A 21,868-nucleotide genomic window follows, 5' to 3' on the forward strand; every position below is an offset into this window, starting at 1 on the left:
ATCAGTTCAGACTCGTTTTCTTTTTTGTTTTCATCAAAAGGTAGATGAAAAAGGGCGCACCAAGCAGTGAGGTCACAATACCGATCGGCAGTTCCGCCGGCGATACTACAGTACGGGCGGCCATATCGGCGCCGATCAGAAGCAAAGCGCCTCCCGGCAGGCTGGCGGGCAACACGATTTTATGGTCGGGCCCGAAAGCCGTCCGGATAATGTGCGGAACCACAAGCCCCACAAAACCGATCATTCCCGTAAGGGCCACCGAAGCGCCCACGGCCATGGCGGCGCAAACGATTACCGTACGTTTAACCCGTTCCACGTTTACGCCCAAGTGATAGGCTTCTTTTTCGCCCAAAGCGATGGCGTTAAGCGCTTTTCTGCTTCGCAAAATCACGAGGCTGGGCGCAACGATAAACGGAAGGCACAGAAGCAAACGCTTGCCGCTCGCTCCCGACAAATCACCCATACTCCAAAAGGTGTAGTTTCTGAGCGCCTCGTCATCGGCGTGGTAGATTACCAGACCGATAAGCGCGCCGGCGAGTGCGTTAAATGCGATGCCGGAGAGAATCAGCAGGGCGATATTGGTCTGCCCGTTTTGTTTTCCGAAGCGGTAAGCGGCCAGCGTCACAGCCAAACCTCCGCCGAAAGCGAACAGTGGCAGGAGGTAAGTGCCGGCGATTTCCGCCCAAAATGGAGGAAGGCTAGCGCCAAACACAATCACGACAACGGCGGCCAAAGCGGCTCCGCTTGATACCCCGATAAGCCCGGGTTCCACCAACGGGTTACGGAAAAGTCCCTGCAAAGCCGCCCCGCTTACCCCCAAACTGGCGCCGACTATCGCAGCCAGTAATACTCTTGGTACGCGAATGTCCAGCAATACGACCGCATACCTTTCGGCTGATTCGCTTAAGGGATGATTCCCGATTTTATTAAGAAGAATGGACAATGCGTCACTCAAAGGTATGTCCACCGCTCCAACGCTTAGCGACGCCGTTGCCAAGACAGTCGCCGCGGCCATTAGGCCTATTACGATAGTGGAATTTTTCTGGATCTGGGTATACATGCGAAAGAAGTGTGTCAGATAGGGTTGCTGTTAAAGAGCTTTTTGTTTAGCTCTTCAGCGGCTTTTCCCACCCTCGGGCCAAAGCTGGATAGCAACGAGGCATTCATGGTAATGATTCGGCCTTGTTTGCCGGCTGTTGTTAACTTGAGCCCCGGAATTTCCTCAATGGCTTTTTCCTTTCCTCCCAAGCTCGCAAGTCCTTTTTCGAAGAACAGTAAGCAGTCTGGGTTGGCTTTTATCAGTGCCTCCGGTGTCAACGCTTTGAATCCGTTGATTTCCTGGATGGCCAATTGTCCGCCGGCAAGTGTAATCATCTCTTCAGCGAAAGTTCCTTTGCCCGCAATGTTGAGGCTTCCGGTTCCTCTGGCGTAAATAAAGAGTACTTTCGGGCGGGCCTTCTCTTCAGTTTTTTTGACTTTATCCAAGTCCTGTTCGATAGTCTGGATAAGGCTGTCTACTTTATTTTCGGCCCCTAGAGCTTTACCGATTTGACGAATCGCCGTTTTGGTGTTAGCGACGGTTTTGGTCGATGGCAAAACGACTAATTCAGTATTTGTGCCAGCCAATTGGTCTACAATTTCTTTTTTGATTCCTCCTTCAGAGAATATAATCACCGTGGGCGCGTGTGATAGAATTGCCTCTGCGGAAATGGTGTGCCTATGTCCGACTTTTGGCAGTAGTGAGGTTTGGGCAGGATAGGTTCCGGTAAGGTCCGTCGCCAAGACTTCCTGCCCTTTTCCTAGCGCAAAAACGGTCTCAGTCGCTAATCCGCCAATTGTAACTATCCGCTCTTTTTTTGCGACAACATTTGCTTCTTTCTCTTGTCGTTGCTTGTCTTGTTTTCCCGTACAGGAAACGCCAAACATTAGTGTGGCGAGGACCACAAAGAGAATATTACGGGGGGAGTCTTTTATAGTCATTTTTTGCTCTTTGTTTACAAGTGATGATGCAAATATTTTTCTAATTCAGATTAAATCCAAATAAAAGTTAATCTATATTCGTATCGAATCGTAAACGGTTGGTAAAATTTTAGATAAGTTCAAACCTGAAAAACCCTGAAACATTATGCGTGATAAAATTGCCTTATTGTTGTTTATGTTTTTGTTTTCCAGTCATTTAAGTTTGCTTTCGCAAAGCAAGGGAAACCCGGTCGCATATCGGATATTTGACGCAAAAGGAAAAAAAGCGTCGTATGCAAAAATGTTGAAAGCGAGTCGGGATGCCGACGTGTTCTTTTTTGGAGAGAAGCACAACGACCCGATTGTGCATTGGCTACAGTTGCGTTTCGCAAAGGACTTGTATGGACGCGATAGCTCTTTGACCGTAGGTATGGAGATGTTTGAAGCTGACGGACAAGTGATACTTGATGAGTATTTCGGTGGATTTATAAGCGAAAAAAGCTTTGAGAAAGAAGCTCGCCTTTGGCCGAATTACGATACGGATTACAAACCTGTTTTGGATTTTGCAAAGGAAGAAGGTTTGCGCTTAGTGGCTACCAATGTTCCGAGGCGTTACGCTTCTTCGGTTTACAAACGGGGTTTCGACGTGCTGGACAGTTTGCCGGCGGCTTCGAAAAAGTTTTTGCCTCCTTTGCCCGTCGCTTACGATCCGGACTTGCCGGGATATAAAAAAATGTTGGAAATGGGAGGGAAACACGCCAACCCGAATTTGCCGAAAGCCCAAGCGATCAAGGATGCGACGATGGCTTATTTTATTTCTAGAAACATAAAGCTGGGCACTCCTTTTCTTCACCTAAACGGCTCTTATCATTCGGATAACGATGAGGGGATTTTGTGGTACTTGCGTCGTTATGATCCCGAACTTCGTTTTTTCACTATATCAACAGTGACACAGGATCAATTGGACAAACTTGACGAAGAGTATATCGGTAAAGCCGACTTTATTCTGTGCGTACCGACGGACATGACAAAGACCCGTTAAATCGAAAATCTTCACAAAAAATAAGGACGTCTACAAGGCGTCCTTATTTTTTAACTTACTTGTAAGGTGTCGTCAGTTTATGTTATGTTTTGGCTAGTTCTTTACGGTTTTGGTACTTATGTTGCCAAAAGGTGCTTTTTTCTCAGGCTTCTTTTTCTTTTTAGGCTTCTTCTTCGGTTTTGGTTTGTCCTTCTTTTTATTCTTGGTTTTTTTCCTGTTCCGTTTCGAATCTTCCGGTTCCGCTAAAGTGTAAGCCTCACCTGGCAGATTGAGAAGAATCCACATCGTCTCGTTCAGATAACCGCTAAAGGTACCGATTCTGTCATTGTTGATGTTGGTGGCCACTATATCCAAATCCGATTTTTCCTCGGGAAGCAGAAGGTGGAAGTTTGCTGTCCGGTTTGTCGAGTCGGCCGCAAATTTGCCTATATATTTGTCATTGAATTCTTCATGGGTGTTGTAATACAAGTCCGTATCAAAAGTCAAAAGCGGGTGGCGTTGCCGAAAGAAGGAAAAATCTTGTGCCCGGAAGCCTACCATGGATGAAATAAACCTGCGGGTAAGGTTCTTCGACTTGATAATGGCGTAGTACTTCCCTTCTCCCTCAAGTTTGCTGTAATACAGAACGCGGGAGATGTTAAAAACAAAGGTGGATTGTTCGTCGTCGCCGAATACTACAATGGCGTCGCTGCGTTCCAACGCTCGGCTTATATCCTCGTCGGTCAGGAAAGTGAACAGGCCGTGAAAGTTGTTTGTCTCCTTGTAAAAGCTCAGGGTGACGCTCATTTTATGGTTCTTGTTCAGGTACATTACGTCCTGGGCGAAGGAACCGGTCGTTAGCAAAAGCATCAACATTGACAGCAATGTGCCCTTGAAGATTCTACTAGGTTTGTGAAAGTGGTTCGAGTCCATGTGAATCAGTTTAAAGCTCGGGGAACTTTTTCGTTTCTGGATTCGGGGCAGTGAAATCTAGGGGCAGGAATCTGAAACGCTAAATTAGATACATGAAATGCAATAATTTTTCACATATAATGAATTTCTTTCCCGTGTTGTTTTTGTCTTGTTTAAATAAATAATTGAGCTTATTTTCTATTTGTTTATTGCTTATCAAGACTTTTCGAGGAGTTAACTTCACTTGACCCTTTGTTTATCGAACTCATATATCATGCTAGAATAGGGAGTAAGGTTGGGCTTGAGCAAAGTTTTCTTCTATTTCGCGTCGGTTTCCGGAGTTCGGAGGCCTGAAATTGGACTTATTTTGGAATCATGAGAAAACAAGCGCCTGTAACAATCCTTACCGGATATTTGGGAGCCGGAAAGACAACGCTTCTGAACCGCTTGGTGGAAGCCTATCCTGAAAAGAAATTTGCGGTTATAGAAAACGAATTCGGCGACGAAGGAATAGACGGAGAATTGGTCAAAGCCGAAAAGGGCGGGCTATATGAGCTGTCGAACGGCTGTGTGTGTTGTGACTTAAGTTCCGATTTGGTTAAGGCTTTGGGAGACCTGATGCTTAGCGATTTCGAATACGGTCATGTGCTGATAGAGGCCACGGGCGTAGCGGATCCGGCGGGAATCGTCGCGACGGTGAGCACCGAAACTCATATCAGCGAATTTTTTAAGATTGACGGAGTGTTGGCTTTGGTGGATGCGGAGGCCTTTGATCTTCAGCTTTTGAACGACCCCGTAGCCGGTCGCCAAGTGGCTTTCGCCGATTTTGTGCTGATGAATAAGTGTGCGGATGTGCCGGCCGAACGATTGGAAAGCTTAGAAAAAGAACTGAAGGAAATGTCGCCTGGAGCGGGGCTTCGTCGTACGGATTTTGCCCGTGATGTGGAAGGTTTACTCTCTTTGGGATCCGGGAAATCGAGAAGATTAACCGATTTTCTGACTGAAAATAGCGGGGGGCACACAAATGCCCGGTCGTTTAGCGTAGTGCTTGATGGTTCTTTTAATCCTACAAAACTGCATTATTGGCTCTCTGGCGTTTTGGCTTTTAATGATGGACTTTACAGGATTAAAGGCGTTTTGGATTTGGCGGGCAGTGACCGGAAAGCCGTTTTGCAGAGCGTAATGGTGAAATATTCCTTGGTAGGGGGGGGGATGTGGAAGCCGGAAGAAAAGAAGACCAGCAAAGTGGTGTTTATTGGTCGGGAATTGGATAAGGAAAAACTGGTCGAAGGGTTAAAGAGCTGTATGAGCGATTGAAACAGTTCGTGTTAATTTGCAATCCCTTTGCTTTATTGTTAATTTCTAAAGGAAAGTTCAATTTCACATAAACGAAATTCATATGAAGTTTTTGGGATTACCGGTGGCTATAGCGATCGCCTTGATTTTTTCCTCTTGTGGCGGTTCGGGAGGCCAGAAGAAGTCCGATGGGCCTAAACACGGGGGCAGTGTAGAGGCGTATGTAAACTCGATGCAGACAAGGCTGTCGCAGTACGAAACAGTGAAACTTACGGCGGATGTGTCCGGCCTTTCGCAGAATCAGCAAGAAGCTTTGCGGTTGATGATTCAGGCCGCGGATATTATGGACAACTTGTTTTGGTACGAGGCGTACGGGAACAAAGGGAAGCTTCTGGACTCGCTATTCTGGATTGAGTCAGACAAGAAAGGGACGAGTCTGGATCTTCACGAGGAGGTTTTTCCTTTGGTAAAGCGTTACATCAAAATCAATTACGGTCCTTGGGACCGTCTGGACGGAAACGCTTCTTTCGTAAAGCATATCGGCGCAAAGCCTAAAGGGGCCAATTTTTATCCCAAGGATATGACGAAAAAGGAATTTGAGGCTTGGGACAATCCGGAAAAGACATCGGCTTATACTTTTGTACGAAGAGACGAAAACGGCAAGCTGAAAACCATTCCTTACAGGGAGAAATTCGGAAGGCAAGTCAAGCGTGCGGCCGAATTGTTGAGGCAGGCTTCGGGGTTGGTGGAAAGCAAAGCCTTCGGCGAATACCTGAAGATGCGCGCCGACGCTTTATTGACCGACGATTATCAACCGAGCGATTTGGCTTGGATGGACGTAAAGGATAACCAACTGGAATTGGTGATCGGGCCGATTGAGAATTACGAAGACCAGCTTTACGGTTACAAGTCCGCTCACGAGGCTTTTGTGCTGATCAAAGATATGGAATGGAGCAAGCGCCTGGATCGATACGCCAAGTTCTTGCCGGAGCTTCAGGCAGGGTTGCCCGTTGAGGAAAAATACAAAAAAGAAGTGCCGGGAACGGATTCTGACCTTGGCGCTTACGACGCCGTATATTATGCCGGAGATTGTAACGCCGGAAGTAAAACCATCGCAATCAACCTGCCTAATGACGAAGAGGTTCAGAAAAGAAAGGGAACCCGGAGGCTTCAGCTGAAAAACGTTATGCGTTTTAAGTTTGACAAGATAATGGTTCCGATTTCGAACGCCTTGTTAGTGGAAAGCCAGCGTAAATACGTGACCTTTGACGCCTTTTTTGCCAATACGATGTTCCACGAAGTGGCGCACGGGCTTGGAATCAAAAACGTTTTGGGCAAAGACATTACCGTTCGCGCGGCCTTGAAAGATTACGCTTCGTCGATGGAAGAGGGCAAGGCCGATGTGCTTGGCCTGTATATGGTGACACAGCTTTCGCAAAAAGGAGAGCTTGACGGAGATCTCAAAGAGTTTTATACGACTTTCCTTGCCGGTATTTTCCGCTCGGTTAGGTTTGGCGCTTCCAGTGCCCATGGCCGTGCGAATATGATCCGTTTTAACTTCTTCAAGGAGCGTGGAGCTTTCACTCAGGACGCTACAGGTCTGTACAAAGTTGACTACGATAAATTCCGCCAAGCGATGGATGAGCTTTCCGAAAAGATACTCATGTTGCAAGGAAACGGGGACTATGAAGCCGTAAAAGCCTTTGTGGGCCGTTTGGGTGTAGTGCCTGCCGACCTGGAAAAAGCGTTGGATAAATTACATGATTTCGGAATTCCTAAAGACATTATTTTCGATCAGGGAATAGATGTTCTGGGACTAAAGAAGTAATGATTCTAATAGGATTTAGATTTGAAAATATATGAGCCGTCGCATATCGACGGCTTTTTTGTTCCTTGATTTTTTCCCATATTGTATGACACACAATCAAAATTAACAAAACAACATAGCCTTTATGAATAAGCGAACAGCCCTCGGGCATGAGATCCATGAAGCGAAATCCGCTTTAGGCCTCGGCGGTGAGCCGTTTGGTGCTTCAACGGGAAAAGACTGGTTTGGGAAGGACGGAGTTCGGATCGATTCGTGGTCGCCTGTCGATGGCGAACTGATAGGTTCGGTAAGTTCGGCCACCGCAGAGGATTACGAAAGGGTGATAGGCAAGGCGCAAGAGGCTTTTGCCGAGTGGCGCTTGGTGCCCGCTCCGAAACGCGGAGAGATAGTTCGCCAAATTGGCGAAGCTTTGCGTGCTCATAAGGAGGATCTGGGTAAGATGGTTTCTTATGAAATGGGGAAATCCTTGCAAGAAGGTCTCGGCGAGGTTCAGGAAATGATAGATATCGCCGACTTTGCGGTTGGTCTTTCGCGTCAGTTGCATGGCCTTACCATGCATTCCGAAAGGCCGGAGCACAGGATGTATGAGCAATACCATCCGTTGGGAATTGTCGGAATTATTAGCGCCTTTAACTTTCCGGTGGCCGTTTGGTCTTGGAACTCGTTTTTGGCTTGGGTTTGCGGAGATGTTTGCGTTTGGAAACCCTCCGAAAAAACGCCGTTGGTCGCTGTGGCTTGCCAACGAATCGTGAGCGAAGTGTTTGAGCGAAATGGAGTGCCCGAAGGTGTGAGCTGTCTTGTGCAGGGAGATTACGCTGTTGGTGAATTGATGACGAACGACAAGCGGGTTCCTCTGGTATCGGCTACAGGCTCTACCCGGATGGGGAAAATCGTCGGAGCGGCGGTTGGGGCCCGGTTGGGCAAAAGTTTGTTGGAGTTGGGCGGTAATAACGCCATGATTATAACGCCGAGCGCCGATTTGGCCGTTGCGATGACCGCAGGGGTTTTCGGAGCCGTAGGAACGGCTGGCCAGCGTTGCACTTCGACCAGAAGGCTGATCGTGCACGAATCGATCATCGATGATGTGAAAGAAAGGTTGGCGAAGGCTTACGGGCAGTTGAAAATTGGGGACCCGTTGGATGAAAATAATCATGTAGGTCCATTGATTGACAAGGATGCCGTAAACGTGTATCTCGGGGCTTTGTCAAAAGTGAAAGAAGAAGGAGGCGTGGAGGTCGTTTCTGGCGGAGTGTTGGACGGTCCGGGTTTTGAATCCGGTTGTTACGTTAAGCCTGCGGTTTTTGAAGCTCGAAACGATTTCGAGATAGTACAGACGGAAACGTTCGTCCCATTGCTGTATCTAATTCCTTACAAAACTTTGGACGAGGCGATTGCGATACAGAACGACGTGCCCCAAGGCCTGAGCTCGACCATAATGACAAATGACCTGCGAGAATCGGAAAAATTCCTTTCGCATGCGGGGTCGGATTGTGGAATAGCCAATGTGAATATCGGAACCTCGGGAGCCGAGATAGGTGGCGCTTTCGGTGGGGAAAAGGAGACCGGCGGAGGCCGTGAGTCCGGTTCTGACGCTTGGAAAGTGTATATGAGGCGCCAGACTAACACGATAAATTATGGCACGGCTGTACCTTTGGCCCAAGGGATAAAGTTTGACTTATAGAAATAAATAAAAATGGCGATGCTTGGCGTGTCTGAGCTTCGCCGTTTTTTGCTTTTGGGCCCTCATGGTACATGGGGTTGCGCCTTAACCTTGGATTTGATTCCTTTGCTTTAAGTGGTGTTGTAGTTTGTGCCGGAGAAGTGAAGCTGTAAGTTTTGGGCGTACGCAGAGTTTGTTGGGGCGTACGACATTTGACCGGATTTGATTTTTAGCCATAAAGGTAAGAGAATGATAGAGACAAAGTACAAGACCGTCATGTTGATTGACGACAACGAAATTGACAACCTGATCAATCAGAAGATGATCGAAGCGTCGAACCTTGCGAATCGGATTTACACGCATTCCGGAGCGAAGAGCGCTGTGGAATTCCTGAAAAACATCGAAAAAGTGGATGACGGAACGGGAGGTATTTTGCCGGATCTTATTTTCCTTGACATCGATATGCCTCTAATGGACGGCTTTCAGTTCTTGGAAGAGTTTGGGAAATTGTCCGAAAAGACGCGAGCCCACTGTAAGGTTATTATGCTGACCTCTTCGGTGAATCAGAGGGACATTAAGCAAGCCACGGCCAGCGATCACGTGATGTCTTATATCAACAAGCCCCTCTCGCAGAGTAATCTGGCGGAACTTTCCGTTTGATACGAAAAAAGCCCTTCTGAACGGAGGGCTTTTTTTCTTAAACGGTACGGTATTATAGCTGAAATACTGAATCTAGAGCGTAGGGTGTAGTTCGGGCTTGCTTAGCTTGTCTACGAACGAGTCGTCCATTTTTACAAGCTTCGTCGGAGCGAATACTGTAGGGGTGTTCTCCGGCATTTTCTCGATCAGGCTTCTGATCTTCATCGCCTTTTGCCTTTTTGAATCGCTGATGGAAATCTTCAGGATTTTCGTAAACATCAAGATGCGCTCGCAGACGTCTTTTCCCAGAATTCGAATTTGTCTCTGTATACTGTTAACCAATTGGTTGAACAGATCGAAATCATTCATCAGGCAGTACTGCAAGGCCAGAATGGCTTTTACTTCCAGCAAAGCGTAAGGGGTTTTCTTGAGGCTTACCTCGTTCAGCAGGTTGTTTACCCACTTGGCGGCTTCGTCGTAATGCCCAGCGTAGTAGCAACACAGCGCGCGGTAAGTGACGTAGCTGACGAACTTCGGCGTGTCTTCCGTGTCGGGGTCGTAGCCGTCAAAGATATGCTGGTTTTCGCCGTAAAGATTGGCTTCCGTGCCTGTGCGTAAGGCCCTTTCCAGTTTCGTGATCAAGAACTGCGGAGGGTACGTGAACAAGCTGTAGTTCGAGAGCAATACGGCGGTGTAGTCGTTTACTTCCTCATAATATTTCTCCGCTTTGCGGTACACTTTGTAGTGATCGTAATATTCCAATTTCAAATATTCGAACACCAAACGGAGATGGTAATAGATAGTGTCGAGGTTGTAGGACTCCAGAATGTTGTCAACCTGGGCCAACGTGTCTTCCACGGGCTCCCTGTTGTCTTGGGAGCTGGAATCCTCGTCCCTTTCAATGAAAAGGCGGTGGAAGATGGATACACAACTATGGTATACGTACAGCCTGTGGGAATCGTACATGCCCAGCAGGTTGTTCATTTCTTTGACAATGAGGGTGAGCTCAAGCTTTTCGCGGTCGTTGCCGGTAAGGGCGTATTGCCCGTACTTTTTGAAATACTCGGCCAACATGTCCTCCGCTTTGTCCACTGCCAACATGAAAGCGATATGCTTATTGTATTGCTGGGAATAGTGGAAATAATCCGGAGAGTTTACATGTAATTTTTTGAGCGATTTGTAAATAATTGTGAGTTCGTTCGAGAGGTCATAGTCGATCAGCTCTTTTTCGAGCTTTTTGATCGTGGCAACGGCAATGGCTTTTTTCTTGGTAAAGATGATCTCGATTATGTTCGCTACCTTCTTTATAATGTCCGTGCGAGGGTTCTCCATCTGCTGAAGGAGATATTCCTCGATTTTTTGCTTAAGCCTGGATCGTAAGGTGTAATAGGCGTTTGTGTTGACGCCCAGTTCCTGCATTATACGATGATCGGACAACTGCCTTTCACGCATTGACTTGAGTAGATATGCCGACTTTTCCGCATTGCTGTCGATTAACGACTCATATATAGCGTTGAAGTCATTATTCGTCAGCTGTTTGATTATGCTTTTGAGTTTTGCCATGTATCACCTCATTTTTTTCTATTCATAAATTTTACAAAAAAAATAAGGAATCGCAATATTTCTAAAGGAAATTCTACACTCCTTCATGTAATGTTTTTGTAAAAAATTACTTGATAGCGTATACTGAATATGGGGCAAAAATGACACCGGTTTTTGGAGTCGGTGCTGACGAACTGTCATGATCATGTCAATTTTACCTGTTTTGGCCCGATGGAACGGTGTTTGGTCTGCTGAGGGCGGTCGTGTTTACGGCCGGTAGAAACGAATCAAAAAATATTAAATAGATATGCAAGAGAAAGGTTCCATTTCGATCCATACGGAGAATATTTTCCCGATTATCAAGAAGTTTTTGTACTCGGATCATGAGATTTTCCTTCGTGAGATTGTCTCTAACGCCGTTGACGCCACTCAAAAACTCAAGCAACTGGCCTCTATGGGCGAGTTCAAAGGTGAGCTTGGTGACGTTCGGGTGAAAGTTTCTTTCGATAAGGACGCCAAAACTATCACTATTAGCGATGCCGGTATCGGTATGACTGGTGATGAAGTGAAGAAGTATATCAACCAGATCGCTTTTTCTGGCGCCACCGATTTCGTCGAAAAGTATAAGGACGTAACCGACAAGGAGCAGATTATCGGTATGTTCGGTTTGGGCTTCTACTCTGCCTTTATGGTGGCTAAGGAAGTTGAGATTGTTACCAAATCGCATCAAGAAGGAAGCGAAGCCGTAAGATGGGTTTGTGACGGGAGTACTTCATACTCAATCGAAAAATCGGATAAAGAAGGGCGTGGCACCGACGTGATTTTGCACATTGCCGAGGATTCGGAGGAATTTTTGGAAGAGCACCGCATCTCGCAAATCTTGACGAAGTACTGCAAGTTCCTCCCGATTGAGATTGTTTTCGGTACTAAAGAGGAAACGGTAAAAGGCGAGGACGATAAAGAGGAAAAGGTTGTTAAGGACAACGTGATCAACAACCCGACGCCGATTTGGGCCAAGTCTCCTTCGGATTTGAAAGATGAGGACTATTTGGCGTTCTACCGCGAGTTGTATCCTATGACAATGGACGAGCCGTTGTTCTGGATCCACTTGAACGTTGACTATCCGTTTAACTTGACGGGAATTCTCTACTTCCCGAAAGTAAAAGACCAGCTTGATCTTCAGCGCAACAATATCAGCCTTTACTCGCGCCAGGTGTTTATCACTGGCGAGGTGAAGGATATCGTTCCTGAGTTCCTGCAGTTGTTGCACGGCGTTATCGATTCTCCGGACATTCCTTTGAACGTGTCGCGTAGTTACTTGCAGTCTGACGCCAACGTTAAGAAGATCAACAACTATATCTCTAAGAAAGTATCCGAGAAGCTGCAGGGGATTTTCAAGAATGATCGTCCTTCTTTCGAAGAGAAGTGGGAGAGCATCGGCCTGTTCGTGAAATACGGAATGGTGGCTGACGAGAAATTCTACGACCGCGCTCAGAAATACGCTCTTTTGAAGAATGTTGACGGGAAATGTTCGACAATCGAGGAATACAAAGCGCAGGCGGAAGTAAACCAAAAAGATAAAGACGGCAACTTGGTGGTTCTTTACGCCAACGATCCGGCTTTGCAAGACGGTTTTATCCAAGCGGCCAAAGCTCGTAGCTATGATGTGGTAGTGATGGACGGCGTTCTCGACAACCATTTCATCAACACTTTGGAGCAGAAGCTTGAGAAGGTTCAGTTTAAGCGTGTGGACGCCGAGACTGCCGACAAGCTGATCGACAAAGACGAGAAGCTGGAAAGCGTACTTTCGGAAGACGATACGACGAAAGCTAAGGAAATCTTCGAAAAAGCGATTGGTGACAGCGCTTACGCGGTGTCTGTGGATCCGTTGGCTACCGACGATCTGCCGCTTTCGATCACCCGTCCCGAGTTTATGCGCCGTATGCGCGATATGCAGCGCCAAGGCGGTGGCGGTCCTATGGCTTTCATGGGAAGCATGCCTGAGCAGTTTACGGCTACCGTAAACGCCAACCACCCGTTGGTGACCAAATTGGTGAAAGCCGAGAACGAAGACGAGGCGGTGGCTTTGGCTAAGCAAGCCTTTAATATCGGGTTGCTTTCGCAGAATATGCTTTCGGGTGCCGATTTGACGGACTTTATCAAGCGCAGTGTGGAGTTGGCCTCTAAGTAAGAGTAGCCGAACGCCGAAAAATTATAACAGAAGCGTTGCCGGTTTTTCCGGTGGCGCTTTTTTTGTTGCCGATCCGGGTGTGCGATGGGATTTAAAAGCAGGATTTTATAACTTGTTTCGGTTTTCCAAGACACTTTTCGAGTATGGTTCTGAGGATTTTATGTGCGACGGCTTTTTGCCTACTGGTGTTTTCCGCTACGGCTTCTTTCGGCCAAGTGGTCGAGGGTATCGATTTGGAGCGTTACGAGCCCATCACGCTAAAGGTGGGCGCCGACCTTTTGGAAAAGCCCGAGGAAGGGAAGAAAAAGAAGAAGAAGCGGAAGAAAAAGGTTTTTTACGGGCAGAAAACCAAACGGAGCTACGTGAAGAAAGGTTTCGGAGCTTCGATGCAATACGAGGAGTTTCACTACCTGAAAGTGCCCGGAGGCGAAGTGGACGCTTATGTGCCCGATATCTATTGGTTTGATGCCAGACAACGTAAAATCAAGCGTAACAAGAAGGTTGACAAAAACCACGGCTACCTGTTGCACGGCACTTACAAACGCTTTAAAGGCGACGCTTTAGTCGAAGAGGGTATTTATTTTTATGGAATGAAGCACGGGCGCTGGACCACTCACAGCAAAAAGGGAATCTTGGGCGACAAGCGGAAGTATTATAAAGGTTGGCCGAAGGAAGCCCGGGTGACGTACTACGACCAAGAGATGAAAAAACTCAAGGAAGTGGTGCCGGTACGCAACAAGGAAGTTACAGGCTGGTATTACCGATTTTTTGAGGATGGGAAAGTGGCGATGCAAGGTCGTTACCATCGCGGTAAGCGTTTGGGCCAATGGGTGGAGTATTATCATTCCGACAGGAAAAGGCGGAAAAGAGTGATTGAATATGATCGTGAAATTTACGGTGAAAAGCGGCCTTTTATAGCCAAAGAATGGGATTCGAACGGCAAAACGCTTTATACGAGTCCTAAGCTGAAAAAACGCTGACACCTTTCTTTTTCGGATTTTGGAAAGAGCCATCAGCGGGAAAAGTCATTCTAGCCCGGTACATAATTATTTTTTGCGGGTAACGAAAGTAAAAACCCGGACGGAAGCATAAATTTGCCGAGCCTTCGTTAATGGGGAAGGCTTTAGGCAGAAGAAGAATGAACTACAGAGAGCATTTCAAAAAGAATTTTCATTTCGCGTATCCAGTCACGCTTAGCCAGATGGGGCATATGCTCGTCGGTTTGGCCGACAGCGTGATGGTGGGGCATTTGGGCAAAGGGCCCTTGGCCGCGGCTTCCTTTGCCAACAGTGTTTTCGCCGTTGTGTTCACCTTTGGTATAGGCGTTTCCGTAGGGCTAAGCCCTTTGGTGGCCAAAACCGCCGGAGAAGGCGACAATCGTCAAGTGGTGGGGTTGTTTAAGAACAGCTTGGTTATTAACTCCGTTATGGGCTTGGTGTTGCTGTTGCTGACTTTTGGGCTGATGTATACGCTACCGTATATGGGCCAGCCACAGGAGGTGAATGACCTTGCGGGTTCGTATTTGTCGATTCTGGGCTGGTCGGTGTTGCCGCTGATGTTGTTCCAAACGGGACGCCAATTGGCCGAGGGGCTTGCGATCACCAAGCAGGCGATGTTCATTACGCTGTTCTGCAACGTATTGAATGTCGGAATGAATTACGTCTTTATTTACGGACATTACGGTTTTGAGCCAATGGGACTATATGGCGCCGGTTTGGCGACGTTTATCTCCAGAATCGTGATGGCGGTGTTGATGTTCTGGTTCCTGTTGCGTTCGAAAAGAATGTCTTTCCTGTCGAAATTTTATGGGCAAGTGAAAATCGAGAAGGAGAAACTGCGGAAGTTGTTGAAGCTGGGCCTGCCTACGGGACTTCAAACTTTGTTTGAGGTGTCGGCCTTTTCTTTCGCCGCGGTAATGTGTGGATGGTTGGGGACTACGGCATTGGCCGCGCACCAGATAGCCTGGAACGTTTGCTCGATTACTTATATGATGGCTACGGGCATTGCGTCGGCTGCTATGGTGCGGGTGGGGAACCGTTTGGGTGCGAAGGACCTGGAAGGTTTGAAAAAGGCCGGATACAGTAATATGTTTATGGTTGTCGTATTTATGTCTGCAGTGGCTTTGTGCTATACGCTGTTCCGCCATATCATCCCGACTTTCTATATCGATGACGCTAAAGTTATCCTGTTGGCTGGAGAGCTGTTGGTGGTGGCCGCTTTGTTCCAACTTTCCGACGGCTTGCAAGTTGTAGCAAATGGAGCCTTGCGGGGGCTTCAGGATGTGAAAATTCCTTCCGTATTCGTATTGATGGCTTATTGGGTGGCCGGATTGCCGATGGCTTATCTTTTGGCCTTCGAATTTGGTCTCGGAACTGTAGGCATATGGTATGGGTTTTTGATAGGATTGACCGTGACGGCGCTGTGTTGCGTGTGGAGGTTCCGGAACCTAACCCGAAAGCTTGTGGGGAAAGAAGCCGGAGCAAAAATGATTTTACAAGACTGACAAGCTTTTATAGGCTTTCGGAAAAACGTATAATTGTGACTTGAAACGAAGAAAGCCGCCTGTAGAGCGGCTTTCCTTCGATAAGAACAAATTGTGTCAAGATTATGAGTAGGGTAGTCAAGTTTTTTAAGGGATGCTACACGGCGTATGGCCTGTCGATGTTTTTGCTTGTGATGTTGTGCTTAGCGCCGTTTTTTTGGATCGCTTCGTTACGGAAATCGTGGAGGCCATTCGCCGAAAAACTGTTCCAGATTTGGGGAACGGCAGTGCAAATTCTGATCGGTATGCCGGTGCGCCGGACTTTCAAGGCGCCGTTGGACCGTAAGGGGCAGTATATTTTCGCTCCGAACCACAGTTCTTTTCTTGATATCCCGATGATTGGCAGCGGTCCGTTTCCCGTTGTGTTTTTGGGGAAAGCGTCTTTGGCCAAAGTGCCGGTGTTCGGGTTTATCTACAAAAGCTTCAACGTGTTGGTGGACAGGAAAAGTTCGGTAAGCAGGGCGGGAGCCTTGGATAAATGTCGTAAAGAGCTTGACGCCGGCCGTAATTTGGTGGTGTTTCCCGAAGGGACGCAGTCAAGGGAGGCTCCCAAGATGAGGGCTTTTAAGGACGGGGCCTTTTTGTTGGCGATTGAAAAGCAAATTCCCGTCGTGCCGGTGACTTTTCCGAATAACTGGAAGATCTTGCCGCCGTTGGGCAACGGGTTTTATATGGCTTGGAACGTAGCCAGAGTCATCTTTCACGAACCGATATCCACAAAAGGGATGACCAATGAGGATATTCCCGAGTTGAAAGCGAAAGTGAAAGGCATAATCGAGGCCGAACTGAAAAAATACAACGGATGAACATCAACGAGGAAGCCATCAAGAAAATAGCCCATTTGGCACGCTTGGATTTTGACGAGAAAGGCGCAACCGAAATGGCTGAAAGTATGACCCGCATTTTGGATTGGGTGGAAAAGCTCAACGAGGTGGACACTGATGGGGTGAAACCCCTCACAAACATGTCGCATGAGGTTAACGCTTTCAGGGAAGACGAGGTGAAAGATCACCTTTCCCGTGAAATGGCCCTGAAAAATGCTCCGAAAAAGGATGACGATTATTTCCGGGTGCCGAAAGTAATTGAATAAACATTCCGCCATTTATAAAAAACAGGGAGCCCTTTTCTTCGGAAAGGGCTTTTTTGTGCCGTGAATCAAAGCGGATTTCTCATGGTGACTTTGGAAGAATATATCAGGGAGTACTTTGGCGTGGCGGTGGTGGATCTGGAACGTGCCTCAAGGCATTTCAGAGTCCAAAAGCTCTCGAAGGACGATTTTTTTGTCAAAAGCGGCAGGTTTTGTAACCGTTTGAGTTTTGTGAGTTCCGGTTATTTGCGTGTGTACGCTTTCGCTGACGGCCGTGATGTTACCCAATGGGTGGCGAAGCCGGGGCAACTGCTCACCGATCTTTCGTCTTTCGTGTTTGAAAGCCCGGCGAGGTGGAATATCCAAGCCCTGACGGATTGTGAGATTTTTACGGTTTCAAAAGCCGATTACGGTCGTTTCGGGGATGTTGTCAAGGATTGGGAGCGTCTGGAAAAGATGTTTATTGCGAAATGTTTTCTCACGATGGAAGAGCGCGTTTTCTCGTTTCTTTCCATGAATGCCGAAGAGCGCTACCAAAGTTTGTTCCGTAGCGATCCGGACCTGTTCAATCGGGTTTCTTTGCGTTTTCTGGCCTCGATGTTGGGAATGGCTCCGGAAACGCTGAGCAGGCTCCGCCGAAAATCCCTTTCTTGATTTTTGTCAAGCCCACGGTCGGTTTCGCTTCGTTTATTTGGGTAAAAGAACATAACCTTATAAAAGATAAACGATGGCATTGGAAATCAAGACAGAGATACTCATTAACGCTCCCGTAAGTAAAGTTTGGAAGGTGTTGACTTCTTTTGGCGAATACCCGCGCTGGAATCCGTTTTTAACGCTCTTGGAAGGAGATCCTGTCGAAGGCGGGCGGATAAGTGTCACCTTATCGAAGATGACGTTCAGGCCCCGTGTTTTGGCTTACCGGGAAAACTCAGAGTTCCGTTGGCGTGGGCATTTGCTTATGCCCGGGATATTTGACGGAGAACATTGGTTTAAGCTACGGGAAACAGAAAGCGGGGAGACGATGCTTACCCACGGCGAGACGTTTGGTGGAGTGTTGGTGCCCGTGTTTAGGTCTAAGCTGTTGGGGGAAACGAAAACCGGCTTTGAGGCGATGAATTGGGCTTTGAAAACGGTGGCTGAGCGGGAGGGGAATTGATGTGCCTGATTTGTTTGGGCATAAAAAAAGGAACCGAAAAGGTTCCTTTTTTGTGAGCGGGTGATGAGGTTCGAACTCACGACCTACAGCTTGGAAGGCTGTCGCTCTACCAGCTGAGCTACACCCGCGTTGCGCATCAAGCGCTAAGAGTGGGGAGAGCAGGATTCGAACCTGCGAAGTCGAAGACAACGGATTTACAGTCCGTCCCAGTTGGCCGCTTTGGTATCTCCCCAACTGAATTATGAAAATGTTTTTTTAGAAAACCAATTGTTTTCCGGTGAGCCAAGGAGGAGATTTGAACTCCCGACCTCTTCCTTACCAAGGAAGCGCTCTACCCCTGAGCTACCTCGGCTTGACTTGAGCGGGTGATGAGGTTCGAACTCACGACCTACAGCTTGGAAGGCTGTCGCTCTACCAGCTGAGCTACACCCGCATTGCGCGTCAAGCGCTAAGAGTGGGGAGAGCAGGATTCGAACCTGCGAAGTCGAAACAACGGATTTACAGTCCGTCCCAGTTGGCCGCTTTGGTATCTCCCCAACTGAATTATGAAAATGTTTTTTAGAAAACCATTTGTTTTCCGGTGAGCCAAGGAGGAGATTTGAACTCCCGACCTCTTCCTTACCAAGGAAGCGCTCTACCCCTGAGCTACCTCGGCTTGACTATGAGCGGGTGATGAGGTTCGAACTCACGACCTACAGCTTGGAAGGCTGTCGCTCTACCAGCTGAGCTACACCCGCATTGCGCGTCAAGCGCTAAGAGTGGGGAGAGCAGGATTCGAACCTGCGAAGTCGAAGACAACGGATTTACAGTCCGTCCCAGTTGGCCGCTTTGGTATCTCCCCGTCAGTATTTTTCCTCAGCCGAAGCGTCGTTTTCGCCTCGCTTGTCGCTGAATGGATTGCAAAGGTGCACGTTTTTTTTGAATTGTCAAATACGCCAAACGAAAAAAATAAGGGTTCATCATATCCTCATGGCCGTTTTTGATCGGAACTCTTTCGTAATCGGTTAAGGATGAATATGAAGCGTGAACTTTACGTGTCGGGAATTTTTTCGATTTTTTTTCAATAAAAATCCCCGCCGAGATTTGCCAGCGGGGATTTTAGTCGTTTTTCGGTTAAAATAGCCTTAGAGGCTCGTTTTGGCGGGTTTTACCCCAAGCTTCACGGTTTGGCCTTTGTGTTTGAATTCGATGGCCAACAGTCCGGGCAATATTTCCTTGTAGCTTACCAGCTCGGCTCCCTTGAGTTGCACCTCGTAGCCGGGGCCCTGTTTCATGCAGGCCAGCATTGTGGCTTTCTTGCCTTTTTTCACAAAGCGTCCGAAATCGAGCGAACAGCTAAGTTCCGTTTTGTCGGCGTTGAGGTTTTTCTCCTTCACGAAGCCGTCCATGCCCATGGTCAGGGTTCCGGGGCGATAGAGTGATCCGTACCAGCTCAGTACCGGCGACGAGAGCGCTCCGAATTGGTGCCAGCCCGCGCCGCGTCCGGTGTTCACCAAGAAGTGCTCGAAGCAGTTGTAGCTTTCGTCCACTTCGCGTTGCCAGAGGTTGAGGGCCGTGGTGGCGACTTTCATCGCCATTTCGGTTTCGCCCATGTCGAGCAACGATTTCCAGAACGTCCATTGGTGCGGGAACCACACGCTGCCGTTCCAGTAACCCTCTTTGCTGTAGTACGAGGCCGACTGGTCCACGGCGGTAAAGCCGATCGGTGTCCAGAGTTCTTTAGGGTTGCGGATGTGCTCCATCAATCTTTCTTTCTGTGCGTCGGTGTATTCGCCTGCGAAAATCGGGTAAGCGCCGCCCATGCCCTTGTTCATGTTTTCGCCGTTACTGTTACGCAGTATGCCTGTAGGCTTGCCGTTCTTGTCGTGGGTGACATAACCGAAGTAACCGGACTCTTTGTCCCAGCTATATTTCTGGAGGCCTTCGGAGAGGCGTTTGACGTCTTGGGTGTATTCGCGTGCGTCTCGGCGGAGGCCCAGTTCGTTGGCCATTGAGGAAAGGATCTTGGCCGTGCGGATGGCGTGCGCTGTGTTGACCACGGGGGCCGTAGTGCCGCTAAGCTTCTTACCGTGCATATAGGCTTGTGGCGAATAGTCGTCCCAACCGCCGGAATTGTAGAAGTAGCTGAAGGTACGCAACATGCCCGATTCGAACTTGTCGGTGTCGGAGCCTTCGGCTTTGCCTGTCAGGAAGTCATGATAGCGCTTCAGGCGAGGGTAAGCGACGCGCAACATTTCTTTGTCCTGCGTACGGTTCCAGATTTCGAGGAACGAATAGAACTGAATAGGCAGTGGGGTGCCGTGGTGCGTGAAAGCGTTTTCGTTCTCAGGAGCTGTCAGGTAAGTGAAGAGCAAGTCAAGCCCGCGGGAAGGATCGACTTCCAACAAGCCCAAGCTGGCGAAACCGGCGTCCCAAGTGTAGAGGCTCTGCCACCATTTTCCGGGAACGTAGTGCTTGACCTGCTGGCCGTATGAGGCGATAGGGTAAACCACGTTTGTCAGCGAAGTGGCGGCCATACGGCTTTGGCTAAAGCGATATTTATCGCCTGAAGGATTAAACTCACGGAAGTCGGCCACTTTGGCTTTGTGTTCGGTGTAGTTCCGCTCGCCGAGCTTCATGTCGTTGCCGTACTTCTTGAGTTTCGCCTGTACTTCTTCCAAAGTTCCGTTTACCACATAAGACCGGACCACGCGCTTGCTTTCTTTGGCCATTTCGATCGGGCGCATAAACACTTCCTGGAAGTTGTCTTTGTCCGAATTGGCTCCCCAAAGCGTGGTGCTGACGTGGTTGTGGGAGCTGTTTCTGATCATTTGGTCAAGGTATTGTCCCTTGAAGTTCCTGACTTTGTAAAAGTCGTAGTCCCATACCAAACCGTAATACTGATCGGCGCCTTCGTATTTTAGGATAAAGCTGTTGGGCGTTTTGCTTTCAATGCGGTTCGGTTCTTCTTTTTGTTTGTAACGTTCGAATTCCGCCGTCTGGCCTTTGGCTAACACGGCGAATCCGTCGAGTACGGCAACGCCTTCCGTCGGGTTGAGCCTGATGCGGTACGTACCGGCTTTCACGTCTCCGATATTCGTTTCGGCCATAGCGTATTGCTCGGTAGCCGGCAGGGCAAACGTGGCTTTGGCCATGCCCGATACGTTAATCTTCGCTCCGTTTCCTTTTTCCGTTTTGTAGCGGAGAGCTATTCTGGCGTCGGAGATATCCCTGTCGATTTCCACCTTGTATTCCAACCAGTCGTCGGTTTTTTCCCCGATGCCTTTTACTACCTCGCCATTGGTGGCTTTGTCGTCGCGTTTTACGCCGGGTTTCCAGTTGTCGGTCTGCAGGTGACGTTTCGGGTGGTCGCGTTCCATCCGGATGGCGTCGTAGGCTTCGGCTTCGGTCCAGAGGCCGTGGGTGTTGGCGCGGAACCCTTTTTTCCCGAAAACCATATCGGCGAAAAGCTCAAGCGTAACTGTCTGTTGCGCGTCGGTATTGTTGACGAATTCCGAGCGGATATAGCGGCTGTTTTTGTCCATTTGCACAAAAGCCACGTCGCAATACACTTGGTCTTTCCATTCCAGCTCGTAGCGGTATGAGAAATATTCCAGCCCCGGCGAGGCCTCCCAAGGGTGGAATCCGGCTTCGTAGCGCACGGTAGGGATTATCACTTTGCGGCGGTAAAACCCGGGCGCCACCGACAGCTCGAAGCGGCTTCCCCTTTCGGGATCGGCCACGTGGCTGATGCCGTTGTAAGCGCGGTTGTATGGGCCCCAGTCCGGCAGGTCGAGGTCGTAGTTGGTTTCCAACACACGCTTGTCTATCTGTTGGGCGGAGCCGGGCGCGGTGATAAAAATAAGCGCGGCCAGAACCGTCAAAAAGCGTTTGTCAATCATCGTCTTCCTAGTATAATTATAAAAATTAATCGGGGCTTGAGGCCCTGTCACAATATAGCGGCAAGTGGCGCACTCCGTGAGGTATTGGGTCTTAAATAAGCATTACAGTTGCCATCTGAGAGCGCATTTTTACATTATTTATAAAGTTTTTACG

At 48.3% G+C, this 21,868-nt stretch carries 17 protein-coding genes and 8 tRNA genes; 12 read left to right on the top strand and 13 right to left on the bottom strand.

Features of this window, described 5'->3' with window-relative positions; genetic code table 11:
* Nucleotide 1: 1 nt before the first annotated feature.
* Nucleotides 2-1,060 (bottom strand): FecCD family ABC transporter permease, encoded by a 1,059-nt coding sequence (locus tag AABK39_RS04375; protein ID WP_338393702.1) that lies wholly within the window; start codon nucleotides 1,058-1,060, stop codon nucleotides 2-4.
* A gap of 14 nt (nucleotides 1,061-1,074) precedes the next feature.
* On the bottom strand, nucleotides 1,075-1,980 hold the full coding sequence (locus AABK39_RS04380) for a heme/hemin ABC transporter substrate-binding protein (protein ID WP_338393703.1): 906 nt from the start codon (nucleotides 1,978-1,980) through the stop codon (nucleotides 1,075-1,077).
* A gap of 280 nt (nucleotides 1,981-2,260) precedes the next feature.
* Here AABK39_RS04380 and AABK39_RS04385 point away from each other — a divergent pair, with 280 nt between their 5' ends.
* Nucleotides 2,261-3,001, top strand: coding sequence for a ChaN family lipoprotein (locus AABK39_RS04385; protein ID WP_338393704.1), 741 nt, complete (start codon nucleotides 2,261-2,263; stop codon nucleotides 2,999-3,001).
* A 93-nt stretch (nucleotides 3,002-3,094) separates the two neighbouring features.
* Here AABK39_RS04385 and AABK39_RS04390 read toward each other — a convergent pair whose 3' ends face one another.
* Nucleotides 3,095-3,913: a hypothetical protein gene (locus tag AABK39_RS04390; RefSeq protein ID WP_338393705.1), complete on the bottom strand. Its 819-nt coding sequence runs from the start codon at nucleotides 3,911-3,913 to the stop codon at nucleotides 3,095-3,097.
* Nucleotides 3,914-4,267: 354 nt separating this feature from the next.
* On the opposite strand from AABK39_RS04390, the gene AABK39_RS04395 reads away from it, so the two are divergent.
* The 4 genes from AABK39_RS04395 (at nucleotide 4,268) to AABK39_RS04410 (ending at nucleotide 9,336) form a co-directional block, all read left to right on the top strand.
* Entirely contained in the window at nucleotides 4,268-5,209 is a 942-nt protein-coding gene (locus tag AABK39_RS04395) for a CobW family GTP-binding protein (protein WP_338393706.1), read from the top strand.
* Between the two features lie 82 nt (nucleotides 5,210-5,291).
* On the top strand, nucleotides 5,292-7,016 hold the full coding sequence (locus AABK39_RS04400) for a dipeptidyl-peptidase 3 family protein (RefSeq protein WP_338393707.1): 1,725 nt from the start codon (nucleotides 5,292-5,294) through the stop codon (nucleotides 7,014-7,016).
* Between the two features lie 124 nt (nucleotides 7,017-7,140).
* Nucleotides 7,141-8,697, top strand: a complete 1,557-nt coding sequence (amaB, locus tag AABK39_RS04405) for an L-piperidine-6-carboxylate dehydrogenase (protein ID WP_338393708.1) — start codon at nucleotides 7,141-7,143, stop codon at nucleotides 8,695-8,697.
* A 228-nt stretch (nucleotides 8,698-8,925) separates the two neighbouring features.
* Nucleotides 8,926-9,336: a response regulator gene (locus AABK39_RS04410; protein ID WP_338393709.1), complete on the top strand. Its 411-nt coding sequence runs from the start codon at nucleotides 8,926-8,928 to the stop codon at nucleotides 9,334-9,336.
* A 72-nt stretch (nucleotides 9,337-9,408) separates the two neighbouring features.
* Here AABK39_RS04410 and AABK39_RS04415 read toward each other — a convergent pair whose 3' ends face one another.
* Complete coding sequence (locus AABK39_RS04415) at nucleotides 9,409-10,878, bottom strand: hypothetical protein (protein WP_338393710.1); 1,470 nt, start codon at nucleotides 10,876-10,878, stop codon at nucleotides 9,409-9,411.
* A gap of 286 nt (nucleotides 10,879-11,164) precedes the next feature.
* On the opposite strand from AABK39_RS04415, the gene htpG reads away from it, so the two are divergent.
* The 7 genes from htpG to AABK39_RS04450 all read left to right on the top strand — a co-directional run bounded on the left by htpG (nucleotide 11,165) and on the right by AABK39_RS04450 (nucleotide 17,833).
* A complete protein-coding gene (htpG, locus tag AABK39_RS04420; protein ID WP_338393711.1) occupies nucleotides 11,165-13,048 on the top strand; it encodes a molecular chaperone HtpG in 1,884 nt (627 codons plus the stop codon).
* 143 nt (nucleotides 13,049-13,191) lie between these two features.
* Nucleotides 13,192-14,028, top strand: a complete 837-nt coding sequence (locus AABK39_RS04425) for a toxin-antitoxin system YwqK family antitoxin (protein WP_338393712.1) — start codon at nucleotides 13,192-13,194, stop codon at nucleotides 14,026-14,028.
* Between the two features lie 158 nt (nucleotides 14,029-14,186).
* Nucleotides 14,187-15,551 (top strand): MATE family efflux transporter, encoded by a 1,365-nt coding sequence (locus AABK39_RS04430; RefSeq protein ID WP_338393713.1) that lies wholly within the window; start codon nucleotides 14,187-14,189, stop codon nucleotides 15,549-15,551.
* 104 nt (nucleotides 15,552-15,655) lie between these two features.
* Nucleotides 15,656-16,396: a lysophospholipid acyltransferase family protein gene (locus AABK39_RS04435; RefSeq protein WP_338393715.1), complete on the top strand. Its 741-nt coding sequence runs from the start codon at nucleotides 15,656-15,658 to the stop codon at nucleotides 16,394-16,396.
* Nucleotides 16,393-16,680 carry an Asp-tRNA(Asn)/Glu-tRNA(Gln) amidotransferase subunit GatC gene (gene gatC, locus AABK39_RS04440; protein WP_338393716.1) on the top strand — a complete coding sequence of 96 codons (288 nt, stop codon included), beginning with the start codon at nucleotides 16,393-16,395 and terminating at the stop codon, nucleotides 16,678-16,680. Before AABK39_RS04435 ends, gatC begins: the two co-directional genes overlap by 4 nt.
* A gap of 81 nt (nucleotides 16,681-16,761) precedes the next feature.
* Complete coding sequence (locus AABK39_RS04445; RefSeq protein ID WP_338393717.1) at nucleotides 16,762-17,331, top strand: Crp/Fnr family transcriptional regulator; 570 nt, start codon at nucleotides 16,762-16,764, stop codon at nucleotides 17,329-17,331.
* Nucleotides 17,332-17,404: 73 nt separating this feature from the next.
* Nucleotides 17,405-17,833, top strand: coding sequence for an SRPBCC domain-containing protein (locus tag AABK39_RS04450; RefSeq protein ID WP_338393718.1), 429 nt, complete (start codon nucleotides 17,405-17,407; stop codon nucleotides 17,831-17,833).
* 55 nt (nucleotides 17,834-17,888) lie between these two features.
* Here the strand turns inward: AABK39_RS04450 and AABK39_RS04455 are convergent.
* The 9 genes from AABK39_RS04455 to AABK39_RS04495 form a co-directional block, all read right to left on the bottom strand.
* Nucleotides 17,889-17,961: transfer RNA gene (locus AABK39_RS04455), tRNA-Gly, on the bottom strand.
* A 22-nt stretch (nucleotides 17,962-17,983) separates the two neighbouring features.
* Nucleotides 17,984-18,065 (bottom strand) — tRNA-Tyr (locus AABK39_RS04460).
* A gap of 48 nt (nucleotides 18,066-18,113) precedes the next feature.
* Nucleotides 18,114-18,185, bottom strand: a tRNA-Thr gene (locus AABK39_RS04465).
* 8 nt (nucleotides 18,186-18,193) lie between these two features.
* Nucleotides 18,194-18,266 (bottom strand) — tRNA-Gly (locus AABK39_RS04470).
* A 22-nt stretch (nucleotides 18,267-18,288) separates the two neighbouring features.
* A tRNA-Tyr gene (locus AABK39_RS04475) sits at nucleotides 18,289-18,369 on the bottom strand.
* Between the two features lie 47 nt (nucleotides 18,370-18,416).
* Nucleotides 18,417-18,488 (bottom strand) — tRNA-Thr (locus AABK39_RS04480).
* 9 nt (nucleotides 18,489-18,497) lie between these two features.
* A tRNA-Gly gene (locus tag AABK39_RS04485) sits at nucleotides 18,498-18,570 on the bottom strand.
* 22 nt (nucleotides 18,571-18,592) lie between these two features.
* Nucleotides 18,593-18,674 (bottom strand) — tRNA-Tyr (locus AABK39_RS04490).
* 283 nt (nucleotides 18,675-18,957) lie between these two features.
* Nucleotides 18,958-21,714, bottom strand: coding sequence for an MGH1-like glycoside hydrolase domain-containing protein (locus AABK39_RS04495; protein ID WP_338393719.1), 2,757 nt, complete (start codon nucleotides 21,712-21,714; stop codon nucleotides 18,958-18,960).
* Between the last annotated feature and the right edge of the window lie 154 nt (nucleotides 21,715-21,868).

Origin of the sequence: Fulvitalea axinellae, assembly GCF_036492835.1 — a bacterium.
In the GTDB taxonomy this organism is placed as follows: domain Bacteria; phylum Bacteroidota; class Bacteroidia; order Cytophagales; family Cyclobacteriaceae; genus Fulvitalea; species Fulvitalea axinellae.

Bases quoted from the DNA above. Each gene is read 5' to 3' on its own strand.
- AABK39_RS04375 (WP_338393702.1), bottom strand. From the start codon at position 1,060: ATGTATACCCAGATCCAGAAAAATTCCACTATCGTAATAGGCCTAATG.
- AABK39_RS04380 (WP_338393703.1), bottom strand. From the start codon at position 1,980: ATGACTATAAAAGACTCCCCCCGTAATATTCTCTTTGTGGTCCTCGCC.
- AABK39_RS04385 (WP_338393704.1), top strand. From the start codon at position 2,261: ATGTTGAAAGCGAGTCGGGATGCCGACGTGTTCTTTTTTGGAGAGAAG.
- AABK39_RS04390 (WP_338393705.1), bottom strand. From the start codon at position 3,913: ATGGACTCGAACCACTTTCACAAACCTAGTAGAATCTTCAAGGGCACA.
- AABK39_RS04395 (WP_338393706.1), top strand. From the start codon at position 4,268: ATGAGAAAACAAGCGCCTGTAACAATCCTTACCGGATATTTGGGAGCC.
- AABK39_RS04400 (WP_338393707.1), top strand. From the start codon at position 5,292: ATGAAGTTTTTGGGATTACCGGTGGCTATAGCGATCGCCTTGATTTTT.
- amaB (WP_338393708.1), top strand. From the start codon at position 7,141: ATGAATAAGCGAACAGCCCTCGGGCATGAGATCCATGAAGCGAAATCC.
- AABK39_RS04410 (WP_338393709.1), top strand. From the start codon at position 8,926: ATGATAGAGACAAAGTACAAGACCGTCATGTTGATTGACGACAACGAA.
- AABK39_RS04415 (WP_338393710.1), bottom strand. From the start codon at position 10,878: ATGGCAAAACTCAAAAGCATAATCAAACAGCTGACGAATAATGACTTC.
- htpG (WP_338393711.1), top strand. From the start codon at position 11,165: ATGCAAGAGAAAGGTTCCATTTCGATCCATACGGAGAATATTTTCCCG.
- AABK39_RS04425 (WP_338393712.1), top strand. From the start codon at position 13,192: ATGGTTCTGAGGATTTTATGTGCGACGGCTTTTTGCCTACTGGTGTTT.
- AABK39_RS04430 (WP_338393713.1), top strand. From the start codon at position 14,187: ATGAACTACAGAGAGCATTTCAAAAAGAATTTTCATTTCGCGTATCCA.
- AABK39_RS04435 (WP_338393715.1), top strand. From the start codon at position 15,656: ATGAGTAGGGTAGTCAAGTTTTTTAAGGGATGCTACACGGCGTATGGC.
- gatC (WP_338393716.1), top strand. From the start codon at position 16,393: ATGAACATCAACGAGGAAGCCATCAAGAAAATAGCCCATTTGGCACGC.
- AABK39_RS04445 (WP_338393717.1), top strand. From the start codon at position 16,762: ATGGTGACTTTGGAAGAATATATCAGGGAGTACTTTGGCGTGGCGGTG.
- AABK39_RS04450 (WP_338393718.1), top strand. From the start codon at position 17,405: ATGGCATTGGAAATCAAGACAGAGATACTCATTAACGCTCCCGTAAGT.
- AABK39_RS04495 (WP_338393719.1), bottom strand. From the start codon at position 21,714: ATGATTGACAAACGCTTTTTGACGGTTCTGGCCGCGCTTATTTTTATC.